We start from the raw sequence: 20,999 nt of genomic DNA, 5'->3' as shown, positions 1-20,999 counted from the left end.
TAGTATGGTTCACCCGGGCGTGCTAAACCGTGTCCCGGGGATGCATCGCGTCGCCGCTCTGGCCGGTATGGGGAGTTGGGGTCTTTGGTTCGTTTCGAGAATGTCGGGCTGCGCTATGGCATGGGGCCGGAGATCCTGCGGGATCTGACGTTCACCATCGAGCCGCGATCCTTTCAGTTCCTCACCGGACCGTCGGGGGCGGGCAAGACGACCTTGCTGCGCCTCATTCTGCTGTCGCTGAAGCCGACGCGCGGGCTGGTGTCGCTGTTCGGGCGCGACGTGTCGGTCATCACCGGCGAGGAACTGACCGCCATGCGCCGGCGCATGGGCATCGTCTTCCAGGATTTCCGGCTGCTCGACCACCTGACCACGTTCGAGAACGTCGCCCTGCCGCTCAGGGTGCAGGGCAAGGAGGAGGCGCAGTACCGCTCGGAAGTGGTGGAGCTGCTGCGCTGGGTGGGACTCGGCGACCGTATGCACGTGCTGCCGCCGGTGCTCTCGGGCGGCGAGAAGCAGCGCGCGGCGATCGCGCGCGCCCTCATCTCGCGGCCCGAGCTGCTGCTCGCCGACGAGCCGACGGGCAACGTCGATCCCGCGTTGGCGCGCCGGTTGCTGCGTCTCTTCGTCGAATTGAACCGCCTCGGCACCTCCGTCATCATCGCTACCCATGACCTGACGCTGATGGATCTGGTCGATGCCCGCCGTTTCGTGCTGGGCGACGGACGCCTGCACATCTTCGACTGAGCTGGAGCCTTCCGTGAGCGATTACGCCGACAGCAACGCCAGTCCCGCTCCCGTACAGATCGCGAGCGCCGTGCCCCCTTCCGACGCCCTCCCCGAGAACCTGGCGCGCAACCAGCCGCTGGTGCCGCCCGATTCGGTCTCGGGCCGGGCGCTGGTGACGGTGGTGGCGATCCTGACCTTTCTGGCGGCGCTCGCGGCGGGCACCGCCCAGCTCGTCGCCGCCGCCTCGCACAACTGGACAGACACGATCGCGCGCGAGGCCACCATCCAGATCAAGCCCGATCCGCGCCGCGACATCGAGAGCGACGTTGCGCAGGCGGCCGATATCGCCCGCGCCTATTCCTCCATCGCCGGCGTCGACGTGCTCTCGCGGCAGGAGGCGGAACGGCTGCTCGAACCGTGGCTCGGGCAGGGCGTCGATTTCCTCGAGCTGCCGGTGCCGCGCATCATCGTGCTGACCTTGCGCGAGGGCAGCGAGTCGCTGGCCGACGACATGGGCGAGATGCGCCAGCAGCTCGCCGACAGCGTGCCGGTCGCGACCCTCGACGATCACCGCAACTGGATCGAGCGGCTGTCGGCGATGGCGGGCACGGTCGTGCTGGTGTCGATCATTATTGTCGCGCTGGTGCTCACCGCTGCGGCGCTGGCGATCGCAACCACGACGCGTGGCGCCGTCGCAAGCGACCGCGAGATACTCGACGTGTTGCATTTTGTCGGCGCCGATGACAGATTTATCGCCCGGGAATACGAAATGCGCTTCTTCAAGATGGGCCTGCGCGGCGGATTGTGGGGGAGCATCGCGGCGGTGCTCTTTATTGCCGGAGCGGGTCTGCTATCCTCGTGGTGGCGCGCCAGCCCCGGCGGCGATCAGTTGCAGGCGCTGTTCGGCGCCTTCGCCATGGGATGGGGCGGATACGCCTCGATGTTCGGCGTGGCGGCGGTGGTCGCTGCCGTGACGGCGGTCGTGTCCGGCTTCACGGTGCGCCGGTATCTGGCCCGGCTGCAGTAGATCGGGAGGGCTTTGCGCTGGAAAGCCCCTCCGATCCGGCCATTTGCGATCCGACCATTCGATCGAGCGTGACGGGAGAAGAGTTGAGCAGCGGAACGGACGTCTCGAAGCACAGGAAGCCCGCCGGCCGGGGATTCGGCGGGAGGCCTTTCCTGTTCGCCCGGCGTATATCCCGCGGCTTGGTGCTGCTGTCCGTCGCCGCGGGTATCGTGCTGGGGGGCGGCTTCCTGGGTTTCGTGCAGACGCTCAAGTCGTACAAGGTCGATACGCGCGCCAGCGCCGACGGCATCGTCGTGCTCACCGGCGGATCGCAGCGCATCGCCGATGCGGCGGCGCTGCTGGCGGACGGGCGCGCGCGGCGCATGCTGATCACCGGCGTCAACGAGGCGACGACCCGCGAGGAAATCGCCGTCAAGCACCCGGTCGTCGCGGGCCAGGGCTGTTGCGTCGATCTCGATTACCGGGCGCTGAACACCGTCGGCAACGCCATCGAGACGCGCCGCTGGGTGGAGAGCAACAACTTCCATTCGCTGATCGTCGTGACGTCCACCTACCACATGCCGCGCACCTTGCTCGAGCTGAAGAACGTGTTGCCCGACGTGACGCTGACGCCCTACCCCGTCGTCGCGCCGCAGTCGAACGGCAACGACTGGCTGACCGATAGCGATGCCCTGCGGTTTCTGCTGTGGGAGTACGTCAAGTACGTCGCCGCCTTCACGCGCACCTCCGTGGAGAGCGACCCGGAGCATTCGCCGTTCGTCGTCCTTTTCGGCGGCAGGAAGCCGCTGTCCTGACTTAACAGTCCTAGAGCAAAATGCACTGAATCTGAATCGCCATTTTGCTCTATCTCTTTGTTTGTGCATCAAATTTATCCAAAAAATGGGTCCCATTTCTTGGTTTGATGCAATAGCCAATCTCGCCCGGGCCCGATCACCATGCTCTTCGTCCGCTCCCTTCTGTTCGCCATTCTCTTCTATGGCAACCTCACCGCATGGCTGATGGCCTGCCTGCCGCTGCTCGCCGGGCCGCCGCGCTATCTGTTCCCGGTGGCGCGGACGTGGGCGCGCACCAACCTGTGGCTGCTGCGCACTGTGGTCGGCCTCAAGGTGGAATGGCGTGGGCTCGACAACATCCCCGAAGGCGGCCTGCTCGTCGCGAGCAAGCACCAGTCGGCGTGGGAGACCTTCGCGCTCATCGCCGTGTTCGACCGCCCCATCTTCGTCCTCAAGCGGGAGCTGCTGCGCCTGCCTCTCTTCGGCTGGTACCTGCGCCGGGTCGGCATGATCCCCATCGACCGCTCGGCGGGCGCCTCGGCGCTGGCGGGCATGGCGCGCGCGGCGCGCGAGCGGGTGCGCGAGGGCCATCAGGTCATCATCTTCCCCGAGGGCACGCGCCGCGCGCCCGGCGCCCCGCCCGACTACAAGACCGGCGTCGCCTTCCTGTACGACAGCCTGCAGGTGCCGTGCCTGCCGATCGCGCTGAACTCGGGACTGTTCTGGCCGCGGCAGAGTTTCCTGCGCCGTCCCGGCACCGTCGTGGTCAGCATTCTGCCCCCCCTCCCCGGCGGCCTGCCGCGCAAGCAGGTGGTGGCGGAGCTGCAACGGCGCATCGAGGCCGAAGCGGACCGCCTGCTGCGCGACGCCTCCGGCCTTCGCGAAGGCGCATCGTCACCGAGCATAGCCCCGTAGCGCGATCTTTTGATTTGGCACGAACGCCGATCCGTCGGATGGTCCCATCCGAGCGAGTCGCGCTCCGGCGCGAGCCGGCATCCGTCGGACCATCCACAAGCAGGTAGGGCATCCACAAGCAGATGGGCTTGGCGCCTGGCTTTCCCTCAAAATCGCCGATATTCCGGCCGATGTTGAGCCTCGACCTCCCGCGTGGCGCCGTTTTTTGTTTCCGCATCAAATCGATCCCAAAAACGATATCGATTGTTTGGTTTGATGCTTTATCCGGAGTTCATGTCCAGTGAGCGAAAGCCCCAACGCCACCCAGCCCCCTTCGCCCGAGACCCTCGCACCCGAATCCCCCCCGACGCGGCCCAGGCGCGTCAGCCGGCTGGGGCTCTTCCTGCCGGTGGCCTTCCTCGTCGTGTTGTTGGCTGGCTGGTCGGCGTTCTGGTTCGTGGCGCGCGCGCGGGTGCATGACGCCATCACCATATGGCTCGCGCAGGAGGCGGAGCAGCAACGCCACTGGACATGCCCGGACAGGACGCTCGGCGGCTTTCCGTTCCGCTTCGAGGTGCGCTGCACGGACCTGCGTTTCACCGGCACGACGCCGGCGGGCACGGTCACCGGCGCCGTGGCGCAATTCTTGGCGGTGGCGCAGGTGTACAAGCCCAATCACGTCATCGTGGAAGCGCGGGGGCCGCTGGTCGCCGACCAGGAGGGCGGCGAGCGGGTGACGCTGGACTGGCAGGCCTTCGACGCCAGCGCGATCTTCACCGGCAACCGCCTCGACCGTTTCTCCATCGTGGTCGCGGAGCCCGTGCTCCACGTGGGCCCTCCCGACGATGCGGGAAACGATGCGCAGGTGCTCCACGCCGCCTCATGGCAGTCGCATCTGCGCATCGATCCGGAACGGCCGGCCGAGGACTACGTCTACGACGTGGCGTTCACGCTGCAGGACGCGCGGATCCCGGCGCTCGACGCCCTGCTCGGCAATACCGAGCCCGCCACCGTGGCCTTTCAGGGTGCGATCACGGAGGCCGCTCCCTTCACGGCGAAATCGCCCTCGGTCGAGTTCGAGCGCTGGCGCCTGGCCGGCGGATTGCTGGAGATCGACGAACTCAGCGCCGCCAAGGGCAAGCAGCGGCTGCAGGCGCGCGGTCAGTTCTCGCTCGACGACCTGCGCCGCCCCCAGGGGCGCATCGAGGCGTCGGTCGCCGGGCTTGAGGAATTGCTCGCCCGCTTCGGCCTCGGCGGCCGGGGCAACCTGATCGCGGGCGGGCTCGCCATTCTGGGCGGCGGGGCGCGGACCGGCAACACGCCTCCCGGTCTCACGCCCCTGCCCCCCGTCGTGCTGAACGACGGGCAGGTGCTCGTCGGGCCGTTGCGTGTGGGGGGCATCAAGCCGCTGTACTGACGGCGCCGCCGCCCGCGCGTTATATCATTCCATGGAAACGCTGAAATGATATAACCATTTGATTTTGAACGAATTCTTATCGATCAGATGGTTCCATCTGATCGGAAAGCGCTCTGATGCGTCCGAAGTCGGGCGCGCTGGTCTCCTGCCCCAGTTCAATGATGTTGCGGCGGATGGCGCGCGTGCGCGTGAACAGCTCGAACAGCGCGTCGCCGTCGCTCCAGCGGATGGCGCGGGCCAGCGCCGCCAGATCCTCATTGAAGCGGCCCAGCATCTCCAGCACCGCCTCCTTGTTGTTGAGGAACACATCGCGCCACATCGTCGGATCGGAGGCGGCGATGCGGGTGAAGTCGCGAAAACCGCCGGCGGAGAACTTGATCACCTCCGATTGGGTGACCTCCTCCAGATCGGCCGCCGTGCCGACGATATTGTAGGCGATGAGATGCGGCACGTGGCTGGTGATCGCCAGCACCAGGTCGTGATGCTGCGCCGTCATGAACTCGACGTTGGCCCCCATGGCCTCCCACAGTTCGGCGACCTGCGCGACCGCCTGGCCGTCGGCACCCTCGGGCGGGGTGATGATCGACCAGCGGTTGACGAACAGCGTCGCGAATCCCGAGTCCGGGCCGGAATATTCGGTGCCCGCCACGGGATGCGCGGGAATGAGGTGCACGCCCGCGGGCAGCAGCGGCAGCGCCTTCTCGATGACGCCCGCCTTGACCGACCCCACGTCCGAGACGATGGCGCCCGGCTTGAGGTTGCCGGCGATCTCGCCGGCGACGGCGGCGATCGCGCCCACCGGCACGCAGATAATCACCGCGTCCGCGCCCAAGACGGCCTCGGCCGACGTCTCCGGCACGTCATCGGCGAGGCCGAGTTCGCGCGCCCTCTCCCGCACGCCGGAGCTCGCGTCCGAGGTGACCAGCGTCCGCGCAAGCCCTACCTCCCGCGCGGCGCGCAGGATCGACGAGCCGATGAGGCCGGGACCGATGACCGCGAGCCGCTCGAACAGCGGCGTATCGCGGCGCTTCAGTCCAGGGGCGGCCTTCTGGACGATTGTGTCTTCAACCATGCTTGAGCCCCTGAAACTCGGCCAGGGCCGCGACCAGCAGCCGATTCGCCTCCTCCGTGCCAACGGAGATGCGCAGCGCGTCGGGCAGTCCGTAAGCCGCGACGGCGCGCACGAGCAGGCCGCGCGCGGCGAGGAACGCATCCGCCGCGCGGGCGTCCCTGCCTTCCTCCCGCGGGAAATGCACCAGCAGGAAATTGGCCGCGCTCGGCGTCACTGCAAGGCCCAGCGCCCGGATGGATTCGTTCAACCACTCCAGCCACTTGCTGTTGTGCGCCACGGCGGCGGCCAGATGCGCCTCGTCCTCGAGGGCAGCGATGGCGGCTGCGCTCGCCGGGGTGTTGACGTTGAACGGCGCGCGGATGCGGTTGAACGCATCCGCGATGCCCGCCGGCGCATAGCCCCAGCCGACTCTGAGCGCCGCGAGCCCGTAGATCTTGGAGAACGTGCGCGTCATGATGACGTTCTCGTTCTCGGACACGAGCTCGATGCCTGCGGAATAATCGTTGGCGCGCGCGTATTCGGCATAGGCACCGTCGAGCGCCAGCACGACATGCCCCGGCAGGCCCGCATGCAGGCGCTTGACCTCCTCGAAAGGCAGGTAGGTGCCGGTGGGGTTGTTGGGATTGGCGATATAGACGATCCGCGTGCGCTCGTTCACGTGCGCCAGGATGGCGTCGACGTCGGTCGTGTAGTTCTTCTCCGGCACGATGACCGGCGTGCCGCCCGCCGCTTGGATGGCGATCTTGTAGATCAGGAAGCCGTGCTCCGTCAGAATGCCTTCGTCGCCCGGCCCGACATAGGCCTGCGACAGCAGGTGCAGGATGTCGTCGGAGCCCGCGCCGCAGACGATGCGCGCCGGATCGAGGCCGAATCGCCGGCCGATGGTCTCGCGCAGGCGCGTCGCACCGCCGTCCGGATAGGCCTCGACATGATGGAGCGCGGCATGCGCCGCCTCCAGCGCCGCCGGGCTCGGGCCGAGCGGCGTCTCGTTGGAGGACAGCTTGTAGATCTTGCTGACGCCCGCCGCGCTGCTGCGACCCGGAATATAGGTATCGATGGCGAGAACGCCGGCTTTGGGAACGGGGCGGGCTGACAACGCACTCATGACGATGGACTCCAGAAAGGCGGAAAAGGGCAGACAGGGGCGGCTCCGCCGGCCGCCCATTCGGGAAAGGATAGCGAGGCCGGAAACCTACGAGAACTGGAAACGGTTGGCGTGGCTGCCGATTTCGGACGCCTCCACGTGCCCCACACGGGCCCGGCCGAGAGCGTCGCGCACCGCCTCAAAGCCGCTTTCGCCGTCGATGGCGACGAGCAGCGACAGCCCGCCCTCGACGCCCGCCGATCCCGCGATCTCCGCGCCTACGGCGGCAAGAGCCTGCTGCGTGTCCTCGCGCCATCGCTCCACCCGGGCGGCGACGAGCACCGTCTCGCGCACGGCGGCGTCCTCGAGCGGCTTCGAGACCACATAGAGCGGCGTGCCGGCCGGATGGTCGGGGCGCTCGATGAACGGCAGACGCGCGATGATCTTGGGCGCGTCGCGGCCGCGCAACGCCTCCCACCAAGGATTGACGGCGGTCTTCTGGTCCGGGCGGAAGATGCCGAGATCGCCCTGCGAGTGCGCCACGGCGGAAATGACGGCGGCCGCGCCCGCGTGGGGCACATAGGGAACGGTGAAGCCGAAATGGAACCGGGCGGAATCGCGCATCGGCGCATCGCCCGCCGACACGTCGGCGTGGACGCTGAACGGCGCCTGCACATAGGTGAAGGTGGAAATGATGATTCGCCAGATGTTCTCGGCGGTGTCGAGCGGCAGAATGCCGCGGTGGCGGGCGGCGAGGCGGCGCATCATGTCGGCCTCGCGCCCCGGACGGAACGCCTGCCCCGACGATTGGGTGCCCTTGACGGCGATCAGCGCATTGACGATTTCGCTGCGCTCGATCAGCAGCCGATGCATCTCGGCATCGATGCGGTCGATGTCCTGACGCAGTTCCGTCAGCCGGGCGGCGTCCGTCTTCTCTATGCTTGCAGGTGCGCTCATCACGGGTCCCATTTTCGCACGCATCCGCCGGGCGGGTGGAAGTCTTCGTTGTAAAGCCCCCATGCCGATATGCAAAGCGTCGATATGCAGAGCGCCGATATGCAAGGCTGAATGTCTCGTCCGTTCGCATCGCGGCCGGCATGCCCTTGACAGCGTTGCCGATCTGTCAGAAATGTTCGGAATAAAGAACACAAGCGGTTATGGCGACCCCGGCTTCGGCGCGACGACCGTTCCACCACCTTCGCCGGGCCTGCTCATTTCCTGAAATTCGGACACCTCATTATCGATGACGAGCAGCGCCGTCCCCCTCACTTCCGTTTCGCAGGTCGAATCGCCCGACAGTCTCGTGGTCCACTTCGGCCCCGGCCGTCCGCTCGTGCTCGACAGCGGCGTGGAGCTGTCGCCGCTGCAGATTGCCTATCAGACATATGGCGAGCTCAACGCGGCGCGCTCGAACGCTATTCTGGTGTGCCACGCGCTGACCGGCGACCAGCACGCGGCGAACGTCCATCCGGTGACGGGCAAGCCCGGCTGGTGGAGCACCATGGTGGGGCCGGGCCGGCCGATCGACACCGACCGCTACTTCGTGATCTCCTCGAACGTCGTCGGGGGCTGCCTCGGCACGACGGGGCCGGCCTCCATCAACCCGGCGACGGGCAAGCCGTGGGCGCTGACGTTCCCGCTGGTGACGATCGGCGACATGGTGCGGGCGCAGGCGATGCTCATCGATTATCTGGGCATCGACCAGCTTTTCTGCGTCGCGGGCGGATCGATGGGCGGCATGCAGGTGCTGGAATGGGCGGCGAGTTTTCCCGAGCGCGTCTACAGCGCCATGCCGATCGCGGCTGCGGCCATTCACTCGGCGCAGAACATCGCCTTCAGCGAGGTGGGGCGCCAGGCCGTCATGGCGGATCCCGAATGGCGCGGCGGGCGCTATCTGGAGGCCGGCACGCGCCCGGCGCAGGGCCTTGCGGTGGCGCGGATGGGCGCGCACATCACCTATCTGTCGGAATCGGCGCTGCACCGCAAGTTCGGCCGCCGGCTGCAGGACCGCGCCGCCCCCACCTTCACCTTCGACGCGGATTTCCAGGTCGAGAGCTATCTGCGCCATCAGGGCGAGGCCTTCGTCGAGCGCTTCGACGCCAACAGCTACCTTTATGTGACGCGGGCGATGGACTATTTCGATCTCGCCGGCAGCTACGGCGGCGTGCTGGCGAACGCATTCCGCGGCACGCGCACGCGCTTCTGCGTCATTTCTTTTTCGTCGGACTGGCTGTTCCCGACGAGCAACTCGCGCGCCGTCGTGCATGCGCTCAACGCGGCGGGTGCGTCGGTGAGCTTCGTCGAGATCCAGAGCGACAAGGGGCATGACGCCTTCCTGCTCGACGAGCCGGAGCTGATCGCCACGACGGGCGGTTTTCTGCGGGCGGCGGCACGGACGCGGGGGATCTGACAATTGGCGACTTCCTCCCCGCATTTCGGGCGCAGCGGCGAGCGCCACGACCACCTGCTCATGTCGCGCATGGTGGAGCCGGGCTCGCGCGTTCTGGACGTGGGCTGCGGCGACGGCGCGCTGCTCGACCTGCTGGTGCGCGAGCGCGACGTCGATGGCCGCGGCATCGAACTGTCGCACGACGGCGTCAGCCGCTGTGTGGCGCGCGGCCTCTCGGTCATCCAGGGCGACGCCGACACGGACCTTGCGGATTACCCGGACGACTGTTTCGATTACGTCATCCTGTCGCAGACGATTCAGGCCACGCGCCGTCCGCGGATGGTTCTGGAGCATCTGCTGCGCATCGGCCGCCGGGCCATCGTGTCGCTGCCGAACTTCGGCCACTGGCGCGTGCGGGCCCACCTGGCGATCCAGGGCACGATGCCGGTGACGGAGAACCTGCCGGAGACGTGGTACGACACGCCGAACATCCATTTCTGCACGATCAGGGATTTCGTGGAGCTGTGCGACGTGATCGGCGCCGGCATCGAGCGCGCGGTGGCGCTCCACGCGAGCGGCCGCCCGGTGCGTGTCAACGCGCCATGGTGGTTCTGGAATCTGTTCGGCTCACAGGCGGTTTTCCTGCTTCACCGCAGGCCGGCGTCCGATTCACGGGAACGACGTGCGGCGTGAGCAGCAAGGTGTGGACCCTCCTCAAAAAAGGATGGCGCCACCGGGAAAAATACGCTAATCGCATGGGGACGATCAGCCGAAAGGCCCAAGCACCCGTAGCTCAGCTGGATAGAGCGTTGCCCTCCGAAGGCAAAGGTCACACGTTCGAATCGTGTCGGGTGCGCCAAATTTCCAAGATAAATCAGATAGTTAATAATCCCCCAGAATCCAGGGGGATTTTAGCGCGGGCGATTTGCAACCAAATTGCAACCAAAAATGCCCGAGGCGCGCCGCAGGGCTCCTGAGACCCGGTCTGCACGCGCGTCCGCGCTGACGGATTTTCAAGCTTCACAGTCCCTCCCGTCGCCCTGCCGATTCCCCGACATGGGGAGAGATGGTCTTGGCCATCTCTCCCCCGCAACCGCCGTCTGCGCGATGGCAGGGCCGCGCACTCGCAGGGTCGGCGCATAGCCGTCACATCCAAACCATCCATCCGCCCCGCTCGCTGCGCAGCCCGGCCATGCTCGTCCGCAGCCGCCCCCCTCTCTGCCGCGCGCTCGCGCGCCCCCGGAAGGCATGTCGGGGGACATGCCTTCGGCATTGACAGGGAAAGGACTGGAACAATGGCAAGGACAGCAAGGAAGACGAGCGCCGCCACGGTTGCGGCGACGGAAGCGGCAGCGGACACCGAAGCCCGCAGCATCGGGAATATCGCGGCGGAGGTGGTCGCCGCCCTGCCGGTGACGGAGCCAGCAACGGAAGCCGGACACGGCGCGGAAATTTTCATCCCGCTCAACAGGCTGAAAAAGTCGCCGCGCAACGCCCGGAAGGTGCCGCACAGCGAGGCCCATATCGAGGCGCTGGCCGCCAGCATTGCCGCAAAAGGTATGCTGCAAAATCTGATCGTAGAGCCGGAGCTTGATGCGGCCGGCCAGCCAACCGGCTTCTATTATGTTACGGTCGGCGAAGGCCGCAGGCTCGCGCACCTGTTGCGCGCGAAGCGCAAGGAGATCGGCAAGGCCGAGCCTATCCGCTGCGTTTTGGACAGCGTGAACGATCCGCAGGAAATCAGCCTCGACGAGAACGTCACCCGCGAGGCCATGCACCCGGCTGACCAGTTCGAGGCGTTCCGCGAGCTTGCCGAACAGCACGGATGGGGGGCGGAGGATATCGCCGCCCGCTTCGGCGTCACCGCGCATGTGGTGAAGCAGCGGCTTCGCCTCGGCGCCGTCAGCCCGAAACTGTTGCAGGTATACCGCGACGGCGGTCTGAACCTCGACCAGTTGACGGCCTTCGCGATCACGGAGGACCACGCGCGGCAGGAGCGGGTCTACGAAAACCTGTCCTACAACCGCGACCCGTGGATCATCCGCCGTGACCTGACCAAAGGTAACGTGCCGGCAACCGACCGGCGCGCGATCTTCGTCGGCGCGGAAGCCTATACGGAAGCGGGTGGCGTCATTCTCCGCGACCTGTTCAGCGAGGATCGCGGCGGATATTTCGAGGACGCCGCGCTTCTGGACCGGCTCGCCATCGCCAAACTGGAGGGGATCGCAGCCGACATTCAGGAGGCGGAAGGCTGGAAATGGACTTCGATTCATCTCGACTATCCGCACGGCAACGGCCTGCGCCGTGCCTATCCGCACCCGGTTGAGCTTTCCGATGAGGATGAGGCTGCTTTCGAGGTCGCGCAGGAGGCATATGAAAGCCTGTCGTCACAATACGAGAGCGTGGAGGACTTGCCCGACGATGTGGAAGCGCGGCTCGGAGAGCTACAGGCGGAAATCGAGCGTATCGCCGCCATGCGCCGCGCCTACGATCCCGACGACATCGTGCGCGGCGGCATTATCTTGGCGATTTCCTATGATGGCGAAGTTCGGATCGAACGTGGCTTCATCCGGCCGGAGGACGAGAAGCCGGAGCCGGAGAAAACCGGGAGCGGTAACGTGGATGATGGCCCGATCATGGCAGCAGACGACCATGATGAGGACGGGAATCCCGTTGCCGGCGACGCGCCCGTGGACGAGGAAGCGGAGGACGATAGCAGGCCGCTGTCCGACGCGCTCATTCGTGACCTGTCCGCGCACCGGACGCTTGGCTTGCGCCTTGCGCTTGGCGAACAGCCGGACATCGCCCTGATCGCCGTCACCCATGCGCTGGCCGCGCAGACCTTCTATCGTGGCGTTGACGTTCACGCCCTCGAAATACTCCCGAGCAGCCCACACCTTGCGAGCCACGCAGAAGGGATCGAGGATACGGCGGCGGCGAAGGCGCTCGCGGACCGTCATGCCGGATGGGCAGCTGACATGCCATCTGACGTTCGGGAGCTTTGGGACTTCATTGCCGGGCTGGATCAGGCGAGCGTCATGGCGCTGTTCGCGCACTGCGCCTCCCTGACCGTCAATGTGCTCAAGCTGCCGTGGGACAGCAGGCAGCGTGCCCATGCAACGGCCGACAAGCTGGCGACGACGCTTGCGCTGGACATGACGACGCACTGGACGCCCACGGTGCGCACCTATCTCGGCCGCGTGACAAAGGCACATATCCTCGCCGCCGTGCGGGAAGCCCTTGGCGACGAGGCGGCGGACCGGATCGCGGGCCTGAAAAAGCAGGCGATGGCGGAAACGGCCGAGCAGTTGCTTGCCGGCACCGGATGGCTGCCGCCGTCGCTGCGCACCGACCCGCCAGCACGGTTGAACGGGACGCAACCGGAGGCAGCAGACATCGAGCCCGGCACCGAGCCGGAAATGGAAAGCGGCGAGACCTTCCCGGCCGCAGCGGAATGACGGACGAGCCGGGGCCGCTTTCGCCACCCCGGCTTTCCACCGAAAAACCGCGGCCGCGCGACTTCGTCGCGCGGCCGGATCACCTCGACGGGCAAACTGGAATCACGCAATTGCACCGTCCACAGCACTGGCAACACCTGCCGGCTTTTCAGTTCATTGTAGCGATAATGGCATTGAACCCGAAAGGGTCTTGCCGTTTGGTTGAGAGCCGACGCCATTGAGCAGATTATGGGTGTTCAGAGTCCGTTGGACGAATGGCTGACAGAGGGTCGCCTGCGGACTGGCAGCTTTCCGGCGCTTGATGAACCAAAGCTGCCATTCCCGCTGCTATAGTCCAATAACAGCTTCCGACCCAATCTCAGTCGTTCGTATTGCCACTTTCACTGCTTTGAAGCGGACATTTGATCCATGAAACAGAAAATTATGATTCTGTTTCATACAAAGAGTGGCGATAGAGAAATATAAATTACAGGAAACCGGCATAATCTCGCAGTCATGCTCATAATTCATTAAATTACAACGTGCCTTTTGGTGGTATTGCGTTAGTATTCTTCATAATAGTTTCCGCTAACTTGAAATATGGCTCGCGTGAACAAGCTACCACAAAGTTAGCAGCCTGCCGAAATTGTTTCCCAATTATATCAATAGCTAGCACTTCTCTAAAATTTTCGCCAAATATTATTTCCTTGTGGGGTGGGAATATTCCGGCGACAAACAGATGATCTGGTCCCAAGGGAAAGGTCAATTGCGTAAGTTTGGCGCCTTCACCCCATGCTCGCACAGGCCGGTCTGCTAATACAAGTTTCAAGGGGATATCTGAAAAATCGATAATCCGCCATTCAAGTCGCACAATTTCCGGGAAAATTTCAGCAGCAAACTCAATTGAGGCCCGTATCGCAACGTATTTACCAACGTTTTTTGTAACCATATCCGCTTGGTAGGGGGACGCACTGACTATTTTATCGCCTAAATTTTTCATCAAGCTGTTGGCGGCCTCCATAGAAGTTACCTTAAGCTTCTCGGGTCGCCGGTTTGACAGCAAAGCAACGAAGAAGGCGAACTCTTCCCGCTCATTCCTGTTAAGCGCGGAAATTCCTTTATTGATGGCCTTACATTTTGCATCGGCAAAGCTGCTTTCGACTCTGCCAAAAATGGTCTCCACCAGATTCGGTTCCTCAAGCAGGTCAATCCTATGTAGGTTATTCTCGGAACCGATTGCCTTACTGCTTTTCCTTCTTGAAGAAAGCCCCCATGGTTGAATCGAGAACGACTCCACTAGGTTGTCACTTCCTTCCCACGGCCGCATAAGACATTGGGGAAGCCAATGGTGGTTTTTGGACGGGTTGCGAGACATACCGCTGTCGGAAGCCTAGTTGATGAAATAACGCTACTTAGCACATTCAAGGGCACTGCCATTACTATAATATCGCGCGTGAAACAGAATTGTCAATTCTGTTTCACGGCGTGGTAGCTTTATGAATGCCGGCTTTCTCTCGATGTTTCCAGAAAGCGGTCTGACCGGAAACCACCCCGATCCGGTCGTTCAGATTCCGACCCTCATCGCGGTCATTGGCAGCCCGCCTAGTCGACGACAGCTTCCGGCCCAAAGCGGACTTCGAGTGCCCTTCCTTAAACACAGTCTCTGAGTGGTTATCGCCACGACAATGCCGGAACTGGAATCGATATCGATATATCACGGGCTTAGGGTGCGCAGGAAATCTTCTAGCTGAGCATCGATAACTTCAAAAGGGTCTCCACCATTCTCACTCATATCGAGCATTCCTAAGAGATCGTCAGCTGTGAGAAAGACGATCATCTTTTCCTGCTCAAGCCAAGCGCGCCGACGTTGTGCGAGGGCTTGCGGTGCTGGAGCATGGCGTGAGACAAGTAGCCCAAACTGGCGTTTAGCCTGACTCCACAGATATTGCTGGATCGATTCTACTTGTCGAGGACCGATAGGGCCTCCGTAGTTCTTATACTCGGCCACAACAAAACGCGTAACGTATTCAGCGCGAACGAGGGACCATGGCGGGCTACCTGCGCGAATTGGAAAGATGGCGTCCATGATGTCTAACGTATCGTCGCTGCGCACCTGCTGGTCGGGCGGCCCAAGGTCCGGTTTGAAGATTTCGGTCAGTATTTCCGTGCCCCATTTTTCAAATTTCCGCCAGTCATCGTTGCCGGGAGCGATTTTTGAGAGCCTGTCTTCGAATTGACCTACAAGGGTCTTCAGCGGTTGAGGGGTTGCCCCGGCGATCATCATCTGCAGCGACGTCAAGGCCCCAGAGCTTGCACGCGCCGCAGCAGCGATGTCGGGATGCTGAGCAAGGCGGCTCCGCACATCGACGCCCGTCCAAATATCTATGCCAGACTGCTCGAGACTTCTTCTTGCCGACTCTGAAAGCTCGCCGGATATGACAAGCAGTGCTACTGTGCTGGGCGACTGCAGCCGGTAACGCGCTATATCGCCAACAAACTGACGCGCGATTGCAAGCGGAATGGGGCGACGATAATGCTTGATCTCTACGATCAGCCGTTCGCCACCCGGAAGGACAGCCTCGATGTCTGGGCCAGGATGGCCCAGCCCCGATTGATGAACGATTTGAAGACCTGAGCGGGCGAGCAACGCACCGACGATAAGCTCAAACTCCTGATAGCTCAAATCGGCGAAGTTGAATTCTTGGCCGTTATCAGCTTGGTCCTGCACCTTTTTTCTCCCCTTGGAGCGACTAGCCGTCGATGATTATGCCGCTCGCTAACATCCGTCCTGTTAAAAATCGATTGTATGCCCCTCTGTTGTTGGAGATTATTCCTGAGTCTGTGGTAATTCACTGATCGCATCCCGTAAGTAGATGTCTACCTAGCTTTACTCGACTTCGACGGTTCTTGGGCAGCCGTGAGGAAGTTGTTCCTTATGGGCGAACCAATGTCCGATGTTGGCGCAAGGGAGACCACCGGCGGCTACCGATGGTCATTTGCCCTTATAGCTCGATCTGCTCAGCGAGCCGGAGCGCGTCATCTACCTCGACGCCAAGGTATCGGACGGTACTTTCGAGCTTTGAATGACCAAGCAGAATCTGGACAGCCCGGAGATTGCCGGTCTTCTTGTATATCTGCGCCGCCTTCGTCCGCCTTAACGAGTGCGTGCCGTAGGCGTTGGCTTCCAACCCGATGGAAACCACCCATCGATGCACGATCCGAGCGCACTGTCGTGTTGACAAATGCCGCGATGTTTTTCGGCGACTGGGAAACAGATAGCTACCACCATTTCTTCGAACGAACGGAAGCCAGGCGGCAAGCGCGTTCTTCGTCTGCTCAGTGACCTCAAATTGCACGGGCCGCTTCGTTTTCTTCTGGATGATGGTGGCGCGGTCCCGGATCGAGCTACCTGACCACAAGTCCTCGACCCTCAACCTAACTAGATCACAGGCGCGGAGCTTGCTGTCGATGGCAAGATTGAAGAGCGTCAGTTCTCGGTGCGCTCCGCTCATTTCAAGCCGAACGCGGATTGACCACACGTTCTTCGGCTGAAGCGGTCGCTTTTGACCAACCAAAATCCCCTTATTCCAAGGACGGCGGGTACGCAGCACAGTGTCCATGACAAAGCCCCTTCCGCTCCTCCCACCTCGTCGCCCGTATTGGGAAAGTCGATGCTATCACGGTTATCGCTACTCGGCCCATTGCGGACGAGGCTTTAGATTGGCATTCTTCAGCGGGTTGACCCTGACAGCTAAATGGAGTGAACGACTGGCAGGTCGGTCAAACCGGCAAGGTCGTCGCTCCCCAGCTTTACATCGCCTGCGGCATATCGTGCGCGATCCAGCACCTGGCCGGAATGAAAGATTCGAAGGTCATCGCCGCCATCAACAAGGACGAGGAGGCACCGATCTTCCAGGTCGCCGACTACGGCCTCGTGGCCGATCTCTTCCACGTGCTGCCAGAGTTCGAGAAACTGGCCGGGGCGTAAGCCGGGGCTGGGAGAGTACCCGTGCGGGCGGTAGGGCGTCACGCGCTCCGCACATGTACTACTAGATTTCGACTAATCCCTTACTGAGCCATCCAGGACGTCCAGCGCTTGATTGCAGAGCCGTGACGCTCGCACGACCCCGTAGACCAGTTCAGGCCGTAGAGATCGGCAATGATGGCACCGAGCTCGCTGGCTGGAAGGCCGGGATATTCTATTTCGGCCAGACTGCTCTTAAAGGGCTCGATTTGCACGAGGGCTTGCCGCACAAGCATTGACGTCGGCATGTCGTCCTTCACATGATCTGCGATGCTTATCTCGCCATTCTGCTGAACGATCAGTCCAAGGGTGCTTGCAGCGAAGACCGCGTTGCGAAGACCTTGGCTCTCCGCTTCCTTCTTGGTTTTGCAGACACCGCCCCTGACCTGATCAACGAGTTCGATCACGCGCTCCGGTGGTGCAGCCGCCCGGAAAATATCGACTTCGCTGATGTTCGCCACTCGCTCGGCAGATTCCATGATGTCGAAAACAGGGTCGCCGAGGACGAAATGCATCCCGTTTTTCGACAGGAGACCGAAGTGCCAGCAATACGCCAGGATACGGCGATTGTACTGCTGCAACGTCTGCTCATCGATGGAAAGGAAGGCGTACTCCGGTGCGGACGCCGTGCAGATTTCCGCGAAGGTCGCCCCGCCCTGCGCGGCGACGAGCTCTCGGGCCTTGATGAAGATGCAATTGCTCTGCAGGAATTCGATGATCTTGGCCGTCGCCGCCGCCGAGTTCTCAAAAGCTCTTTCGAAATATTGCTCCAGACGGTTCGACCTGACGATACCCATGTTGACCAGGTCGCGGACGGCGTTGTCGGTCGTCGTGAGACTGAGATTCAAGCTCGCAGCGAAGTGCTCGTAGTCGAGCCGGTCCGCTCCAAGCACAGTTTTGAGAATGCCCCTAATTCGACGGACCGAGATCGTCGGGATGTATGTATTCGGAAGCTGAGGCACCTCGTTATAGAGGATGTAGTCCCGGAAAATGTCCCAGTAGAGGTTTAGCTTGCCACCTGTATTGATGACGAGCCGCTGGTTCACAAGCGACGCGACGTTGTCAGCACCGTACTTGTCCGCCGTAGCTCCGTATTCGACAGGAGAGTTCTGGGCAATGAACCGGATAGCCCGGGTCTGGGCCTGCGACAGTTCCTGGAGATCGTTGTTGAAGAGCGTCTCAAGGCTCGGGAGCGATCCCAACGGTCCCGGATCACGGCCGGCCTTGGCATCTTCGATATAATGGCGCACCAACTTTTTTAGGAGCCATGGGTAGCCCGCGTAGTTTTCGACGATGAACTTCGAAATGTTGTATTTCAGGGCCTGCTTCGACTCGCGTTGTGCAAGCACGATGAAGCCATCTGCATCCTCGCGTGCGAACCTGTCGACCACGAAATCCTTTCGACGATCCGAAAGCGAGTGCCACAGGTGATATCCGGGATAATCGGAACCAACGGTACCATCCGTTTTCCAGGAAAAGCCGATAGCGAAAGGCGCTCGCGCTTCATCCGCCGCCAGTGCCAAGTCTCGCATACGGCTGAATGCCGCGCTGAGCTCGGAGCGATGGATGATTTCCTCGAACTGATCGAAAATCAGGCAGACTACCGCGTTCTGCGACTGGGCCTGCGCCAGAAGTTCTTGCACTGCCGGATCGTTGAACGGGTTCGTCTCGATCTTCGGAGTGCTGCGGAACAGCGGTCCGGGCGATATATACTGCTCGGCGGCCTGCAATGCCCGCAACATTGCCAGATCGGCGTAGTACGAAGTCTTCGCAGCTCGGCAATCGACCGGGAGAATAAAAATCTTATCCTTCCGTAGTTCGTGGGCAAGCTTCAGCGCGAGGCTGCTCTTTCCCCAACCAGACTGCCCCTTGATGCCGAAAAGCCTCGACGAGGTCTTACCTTCCCGGATGCGATCAAAGAAATCCCGTATGTCGTAAATCAGTCCCTCCCGACCCACGAAGTCTACAGGTCGCGATGGGCGATAATCGCTCCATTCTTCGCCGGGGATAACTTCGACGACGGGCTGTACATCTTTGCTTGGAGGAACTTCCACGTGCTTGTGGTCTAGCCAACCCGCCTCGGGATACGGAAAATCCGTGTTGGCCAGTTCCGGCAAGTCTCTTGGTTTCATCGGAGACCCGTCACTAGCGCCCCAAGCCAGAAGACCCTTGAGTTCCCTGTTAGGTGTCCACATCGGGACGGCCCAAATCTCTCGTCCCTCCAACAAGCAAAGGAAAACCTCGGTAGCCCCGTTGCTGCCCGGCAACGCCGGAAGTTCGAAACCCTTGGCGTCGACTAGAAGTGTCACCAGTTCATGTGGCGGGAAGAATTTGAAAACGTTCTTCCCAGCTTTTGCGTTGAATCTGTCCAGTCTCGCCTGAGCTTCCTTCCCGATGTCGGATATCGAAAAAATCCAGCCATGGTCGGCCTCTTCAAGACTGACATCACTGTGGAGCTTGTTAACCGCGTCGGTTTGGACAGTTTCCGTGCGCGCCTTGCATTCGACAATCGCGCTGTCGCCAGAAAGCCGGTTAAGGCATTTGAGGTCTATTTCGCTACCCGCATCACGAACACGCTCTTTGACAACGTAGCTCTGATAGGTGAGGAAACGCCCGACAAGCGATTCAAGAAGACGGCCTTTGACTTCTCGAAAGTCGGAGCGGCTCTTGTCTAGCGGGATGGCTATTTTGAACTTCGAATCGTGGTTCATGCTGCAGCTGGAGATGAGCGAATCCAAATGACGGAGTCTTAAGTTACCACTTCCCAGCGAAAATAGACAGCTAGAGCGGAATCCGAACTGAATGAATCGAGAGGGGTTCCCAAATCAATTGGGAAGTGATTCAGAGTGCCTGCCGGATGGAGGCCGGCAGGCATGTCGAGAGCCCTATCGGTCGATCTTCGAGTTCGGGTCCTTGGAGCTGTTGCAGCCGGTGCGACACACCGGGAGGCGGCCGAGCGTTTTGGCGTGAGCGCCGCCAGCGTCAGCCGTTGGCGGCAGCGGGAACGCGAACAGGGCGACCCGGTCCCCGGGCGGCTCGGCGGGGATCGGCGTTCGGGTCGGATCGAGGTTCATCGTGATACCGTGATAGCGGCACTTGGACCAGGCCGAGACGCCACAATCGAGGAGGTGCGCGCCAGCTTGGCGAAGCAGGGTCTCGTCTTTGGCTATGGTACGATCCAGCGTTTCTTCGCGCGCCACGCCATCACGCGTAAAAAAAGACCGCGCACGCGACCGAACAGGATCGCGCCGACGTCCTGACAAAGCGCGAGAAATGGTTCGAGGGGCAACTCGACCTCGATCCCGAACGAGTGGTCTTCATCGACGAAACCTGGGCATCGACCAACATGGCCCGCCGCCACGGGCGCTGCCGGCGAGGCGAGCGGCTTCGGGTGGGCGTGCCGCATGGGCACTGGAAGACAACGACCTTCGTCGGCGCGCTGACCCTTCGCGGCTTCATCGCACCGTGGGTGCTGGGCGGGCCGATCAATCGGGATACCTTCGAAACCTATATCGCCAAGGTGCTGGTCCCGGAACTGCGGCCCGGTGACGTCGTCGTCATGGATAACCTGTCCAGCCACAAAGGGCCGCGTGTGCGCGAGTTGATTGACGCGGCCGGTGCCAATCTGCGCTACCTCCCGCCCTACAGCCCCGACTTCAACCCCATCGAGAACGCCTTCGCCAAGCTCAAGGCGATGCTGAGAAAGACCGCCGAACGAACCGTCAACGGTCTATGGGACGCCATAGGCCGCATCCTCGACCTCTTTCCACCCTCCGAGTGCGTAAACTACTTCAGCGCGGCTGGATACGATGCAACCTGATAGGATTACGCTCTAACGTCTCGCTTTACTACTCTCAAAAGTAGCTATCCGAAAGTTTTGACAGAAATACTCGACGGACCGGGGACGGGCAGACCGTAACTGATCCACCCGACCTCGTGGCTATCTACCGATGATGGTGGCGTCGGTCGCGGCATGAAGCTCTTCTTTGGAGACCCCATCTACAAGCTCGACCAACCGTAGGCCACCTTCAACAACATCCAGCACGCCCAGATTCGTGATTATCCGCTTTACGAAGGAGATTTCCGACAAGGCACAATGACCGCAGTTGGCGCGAAGCGGTCATTCTATGCCGGATAGCCGCCCGTCCGCTTCCCA

16 protein-coding genes, 1 tRNA gene and 1 pseudogene are annotated in these 20,999 nt (G+C 62.3%); 11 read left to right on the top strand and 7 right to left on the bottom strand.

What is annotated here, in order from left to right; genetic code table 11:
* Window positions 1-84: 84 nt before the first annotated feature.
* The 5 genes from ftsE to ACUSIJ_RS19310 all read left to right on the top strand — a co-directional run bounded on the left by ftsE (window position 85) and on the right by ACUSIJ_RS19310 (window position 4,837).
* Window positions 85-744 (top strand): cell division ATP-binding protein FtsE, encoded by a 660-nt coding sequence (gene ftsE, locus ACUSIJ_RS19330; protein WP_449310045.1) that lies wholly within the window; start codon window positions 85-87, stop codon window positions 742-744.
* Window positions 745-757: 13 nt separating this feature from the next.
* On the top strand, window positions 758-1,753 hold the full coding sequence (locus ACUSIJ_RS19325) for a cell division protein FtsX (protein WP_449310044.1): 996 nt from the start codon (window positions 758-760) through the stop codon (window positions 1,751-1,753).
* A gap of 83 nt (window positions 1,754-1,836) precedes the next feature.
* A complete protein-coding gene (locus ACUSIJ_RS19320; protein ID WP_449310043.1) occupies window positions 1,837-2,547 on the top strand; it encodes a YdcF family protein in 711 nt (236 codons plus the stop codon).
* Window positions 2,548-2,682: 135 nt separating this feature from the next.
* A complete protein-coding gene (locus ACUSIJ_RS19315; RefSeq protein WP_449310161.1) occupies window positions 2,683-3,441 on the top strand; it encodes a lysophospholipid acyltransferase family protein in 759 nt (252 codons plus the stop codon).
* Between the two features lie 280 nt (window positions 3,442-3,721).
* Window positions 3,722-4,837 (top strand): DUF2125 domain-containing protein, encoded by a 1,116-nt coding sequence (locus ACUSIJ_RS19310; protein WP_449310042.1) that lies wholly within the window; start codon window positions 3,722-3,724, stop codon window positions 4,835-4,837.
* A gap of 76 nt (window positions 4,838-4,913) precedes the next feature.
* Here the strand turns inward: ACUSIJ_RS19310 and ACUSIJ_RS19305 are convergent, their stop codons facing one another.
* The 3 genes from ACUSIJ_RS19305 to ACUSIJ_RS19295 all read right to left on the bottom strand — a co-directional run bounded on the left by ACUSIJ_RS19305 (window position 4,914) and on the right by ACUSIJ_RS19295 (window position 7,950).
* Window positions 4,914-5,909, bottom strand: coding sequence for a prephenate/arogenate dehydrogenase family protein (locus ACUSIJ_RS19305; protein ID WP_449310041.1), 996 nt, complete (start codon window positions 5,907-5,909; stop codon window positions 4,914-4,916).
* Window positions 5,902-7,014 carry a histidinol-phosphate transaminase gene (gene hisC / locus ACUSIJ_RS19300; protein ID WP_449310040.1) on the bottom strand — a complete coding sequence of 371 codons (1,113 nt, stop codon included), beginning with the start codon at window positions 7,012-7,014 and terminating at the stop codon, window positions 5,902-5,904. The genes ACUSIJ_RS19305 and hisC overlap by 8 nt, the downstream gene beginning before the upstream one ends.
* Window positions 7,015-7,101: 87 nt before the next feature.
* The gene (locus tag ACUSIJ_RS19295; protein ID WP_449310039.1) at window positions 7,102-7,950 is read right to left on the bottom strand and encodes a chorismate mutase; all 849 of its coding nucleotides are present in this window, start codon (window positions 7,948-7,950) and stop codon (window positions 7,102-7,104) included.
* Between the two features lie 286 nt (window positions 7,951-8,236).
* Between ACUSIJ_RS19295 and metX the strand changes: the two genes are divergently transcribed.
* From metX to ACUSIJ_RS19275, 4 genes are all read left to right on the top strand, one after another.
* Window positions 8,237-9,403: a homoserine O-acetyltransferase MetX gene (gene metX / locus ACUSIJ_RS19290; RefSeq protein ID WP_449310038.1), complete on the top strand. Its 1,167-nt coding sequence runs from the start codon at window positions 8,237-8,239 to the stop codon at window positions 9,401-9,403.
* Window positions 9,404-9,406: 3 nt separating this feature from the next.
* The gene (gene metW / locus ACUSIJ_RS19285) at window positions 9,407-10,075 is read left to right on the top strand and encodes a methionine biosynthesis protein MetW (protein ID WP_449310037.1); all 669 of its coding nucleotides are present in this window, start codon (window positions 9,407-9,409) and stop codon (window positions 10,073-10,075) included.
* Window positions 10,076-10,164: 89 nt separating this feature from the next.
* Window positions 10,165-10,241: transfer RNA gene (locus tag ACUSIJ_RS19280), tRNA-Arg, on the top strand.
* A gap of 436 nt (window positions 10,242-10,677) precedes the next feature.
* The gene (locus ACUSIJ_RS19275) at window positions 10,678-12,840 is read left to right on the top strand and encodes a ParB/RepB/Spo0J family partition protein (RefSeq protein WP_449310036.1); all 2,163 of its coding nucleotides are present in this window, start codon (window positions 10,678-10,680) and stop codon (window positions 12,838-12,840) included.
* Window positions 12,841-13,354: 514 nt separating this feature from the next.
* Here ACUSIJ_RS19275 and ACUSIJ_RS19270 read toward each other — a convergent pair.
* From ACUSIJ_RS19270 to ACUSIJ_RS19260, 3 genes are all read right to left on the bottom strand, one after another.
* Window positions 13,355-14,194 (bottom strand): DUF4238 domain-containing protein, encoded by an 840-nt coding sequence (locus ACUSIJ_RS19270; protein WP_449310035.1) that lies wholly within the window; start codon window positions 14,192-14,194, stop codon window positions 13,355-13,357.
* Window positions 14,195-14,533: 339 nt separating this feature from the next.
* A complete protein-coding gene (locus tag ACUSIJ_RS19265) occupies window positions 14,534-15,547 on the bottom strand; it encodes a restriction endonuclease (RefSeq protein WP_449310034.1) in 1,014 nt (337 codons plus the stop codon).
* Window positions 15,548-15,821: 274 nt separating this feature from the next.
* Window positions 15,822-16,439, bottom strand: coding sequence for a tyrosine-type recombinase/integrase (locus ACUSIJ_RS19260; RefSeq protein WP_449310033.1), 618 nt, complete (start codon window positions 16,437-16,439; stop codon window positions 15,822-15,824).
* A gap of 143 nt (window positions 16,440-16,582) precedes the next feature.
* Between ACUSIJ_RS19260 and ACUSIJ_RS19255 the strand changes: the two are divergent.
* Window positions 16,583-16,807 (top strand): annotated as a pseudogene (locus ACUSIJ_RS19255) (electron transfer flavoprotein subunit alpha/FixB family protein); the annotation flags it as partial.
* A gap of 80 nt (window positions 16,808-16,887) precedes the next feature.
* Here ACUSIJ_RS19255 and ACUSIJ_RS19250 read toward each other — a convergent pair.
* Window positions 16,888-19,554: an ATP-binding protein gene (locus tag ACUSIJ_RS19250; protein WP_449310032.1), complete on the bottom strand. Its 2,667-nt coding sequence runs from the start codon at window positions 19,552-19,554 to the stop codon at window positions 16,888-16,890.
* Between the two features lie 162 nt (window positions 19,555-19,716).
* On the opposite strand from ACUSIJ_RS19250, the gene ACUSIJ_RS19245 reads away from it, so the two are divergent.
* A protein-coding gene (locus ACUSIJ_RS19245) for an IS630 family transposase (RefSeq protein ID WP_449310031.1) occupies window positions 19,717-20,663 on the top strand; the annotation gives its coding sequence in 2 pieces (ribosomal slippage) (window positions 19,717-20,056 and window positions 20,056-20,663; 948 coding nt in all).
* The last annotated feature ends 336 nt before the right edge of the window (window positions 20,664-20,999 follow it).

This window comes from Pseudochelatococcus sp. B33, assembly GCF_053570585.1.
Note: the sequence above shows the minus strand (reverse complement) of the source record. Positions and strands in the feature narration are given on the sequence as shown.

Excerpts from the sequence above, each read along its gene's own strand:
- ACUSIJ_RS19305 (WP_449310041.1), bottom strand. The coding sequence starts at position 5,909 with ATGGTTGAAGACACAATCGTCCAGAAGGCCGCCCCTGGACTGAAGCGC.
- ACUSIJ_RS19275 (WP_449310036.1), top strand. The coding sequence starts at position 10,678 with ATGGCAAGGACAGCAAGGAAGACGAGCGCCGCCACGGTTGCGGCGACG.
- metX (WP_449310038.1), top strand. The coding sequence starts at position 8,237 with ATGACGAGCAGCGCCGTCCCCCTCACTTCCGTTTCGCAGGTCGAATCG.
- ACUSIJ_RS19295 (WP_449310039.1), bottom strand. The coding sequence starts at position 7,950 with ATGAGCGCACCTGCAAGCATAGAGAAGACGGACGCCGCCCGGCTGACG.
- ACUSIJ_RS19260 (WP_449310033.1), bottom strand. The coding sequence starts at position 16,439 with ATGGACACTGTGCTGCGTACCCGCCGTCCTTGGAATAAGGGGATTTTG.
- ACUSIJ_RS19270 (WP_449310035.1), bottom strand. The coding sequence starts at position 14,194 with ATGTCTCGCAACCCGTCCAAAAACCACCATTGGCTTCCCCAATGTCTT.
- ACUSIJ_RS19250 (WP_449310032.1), bottom strand. The coding sequence starts at position 19,554 with ATGAACCACGATTCGAAGTTCAAAATAGCCATCCCGCTAGACAAGAGC.
- hisC (WP_449310040.1), bottom strand. The coding sequence starts at position 7,014 with ATGAGTGCGTTGTCAGCCCGCCCCGTTCCCAAAGCCGGCGTTCTCGCC.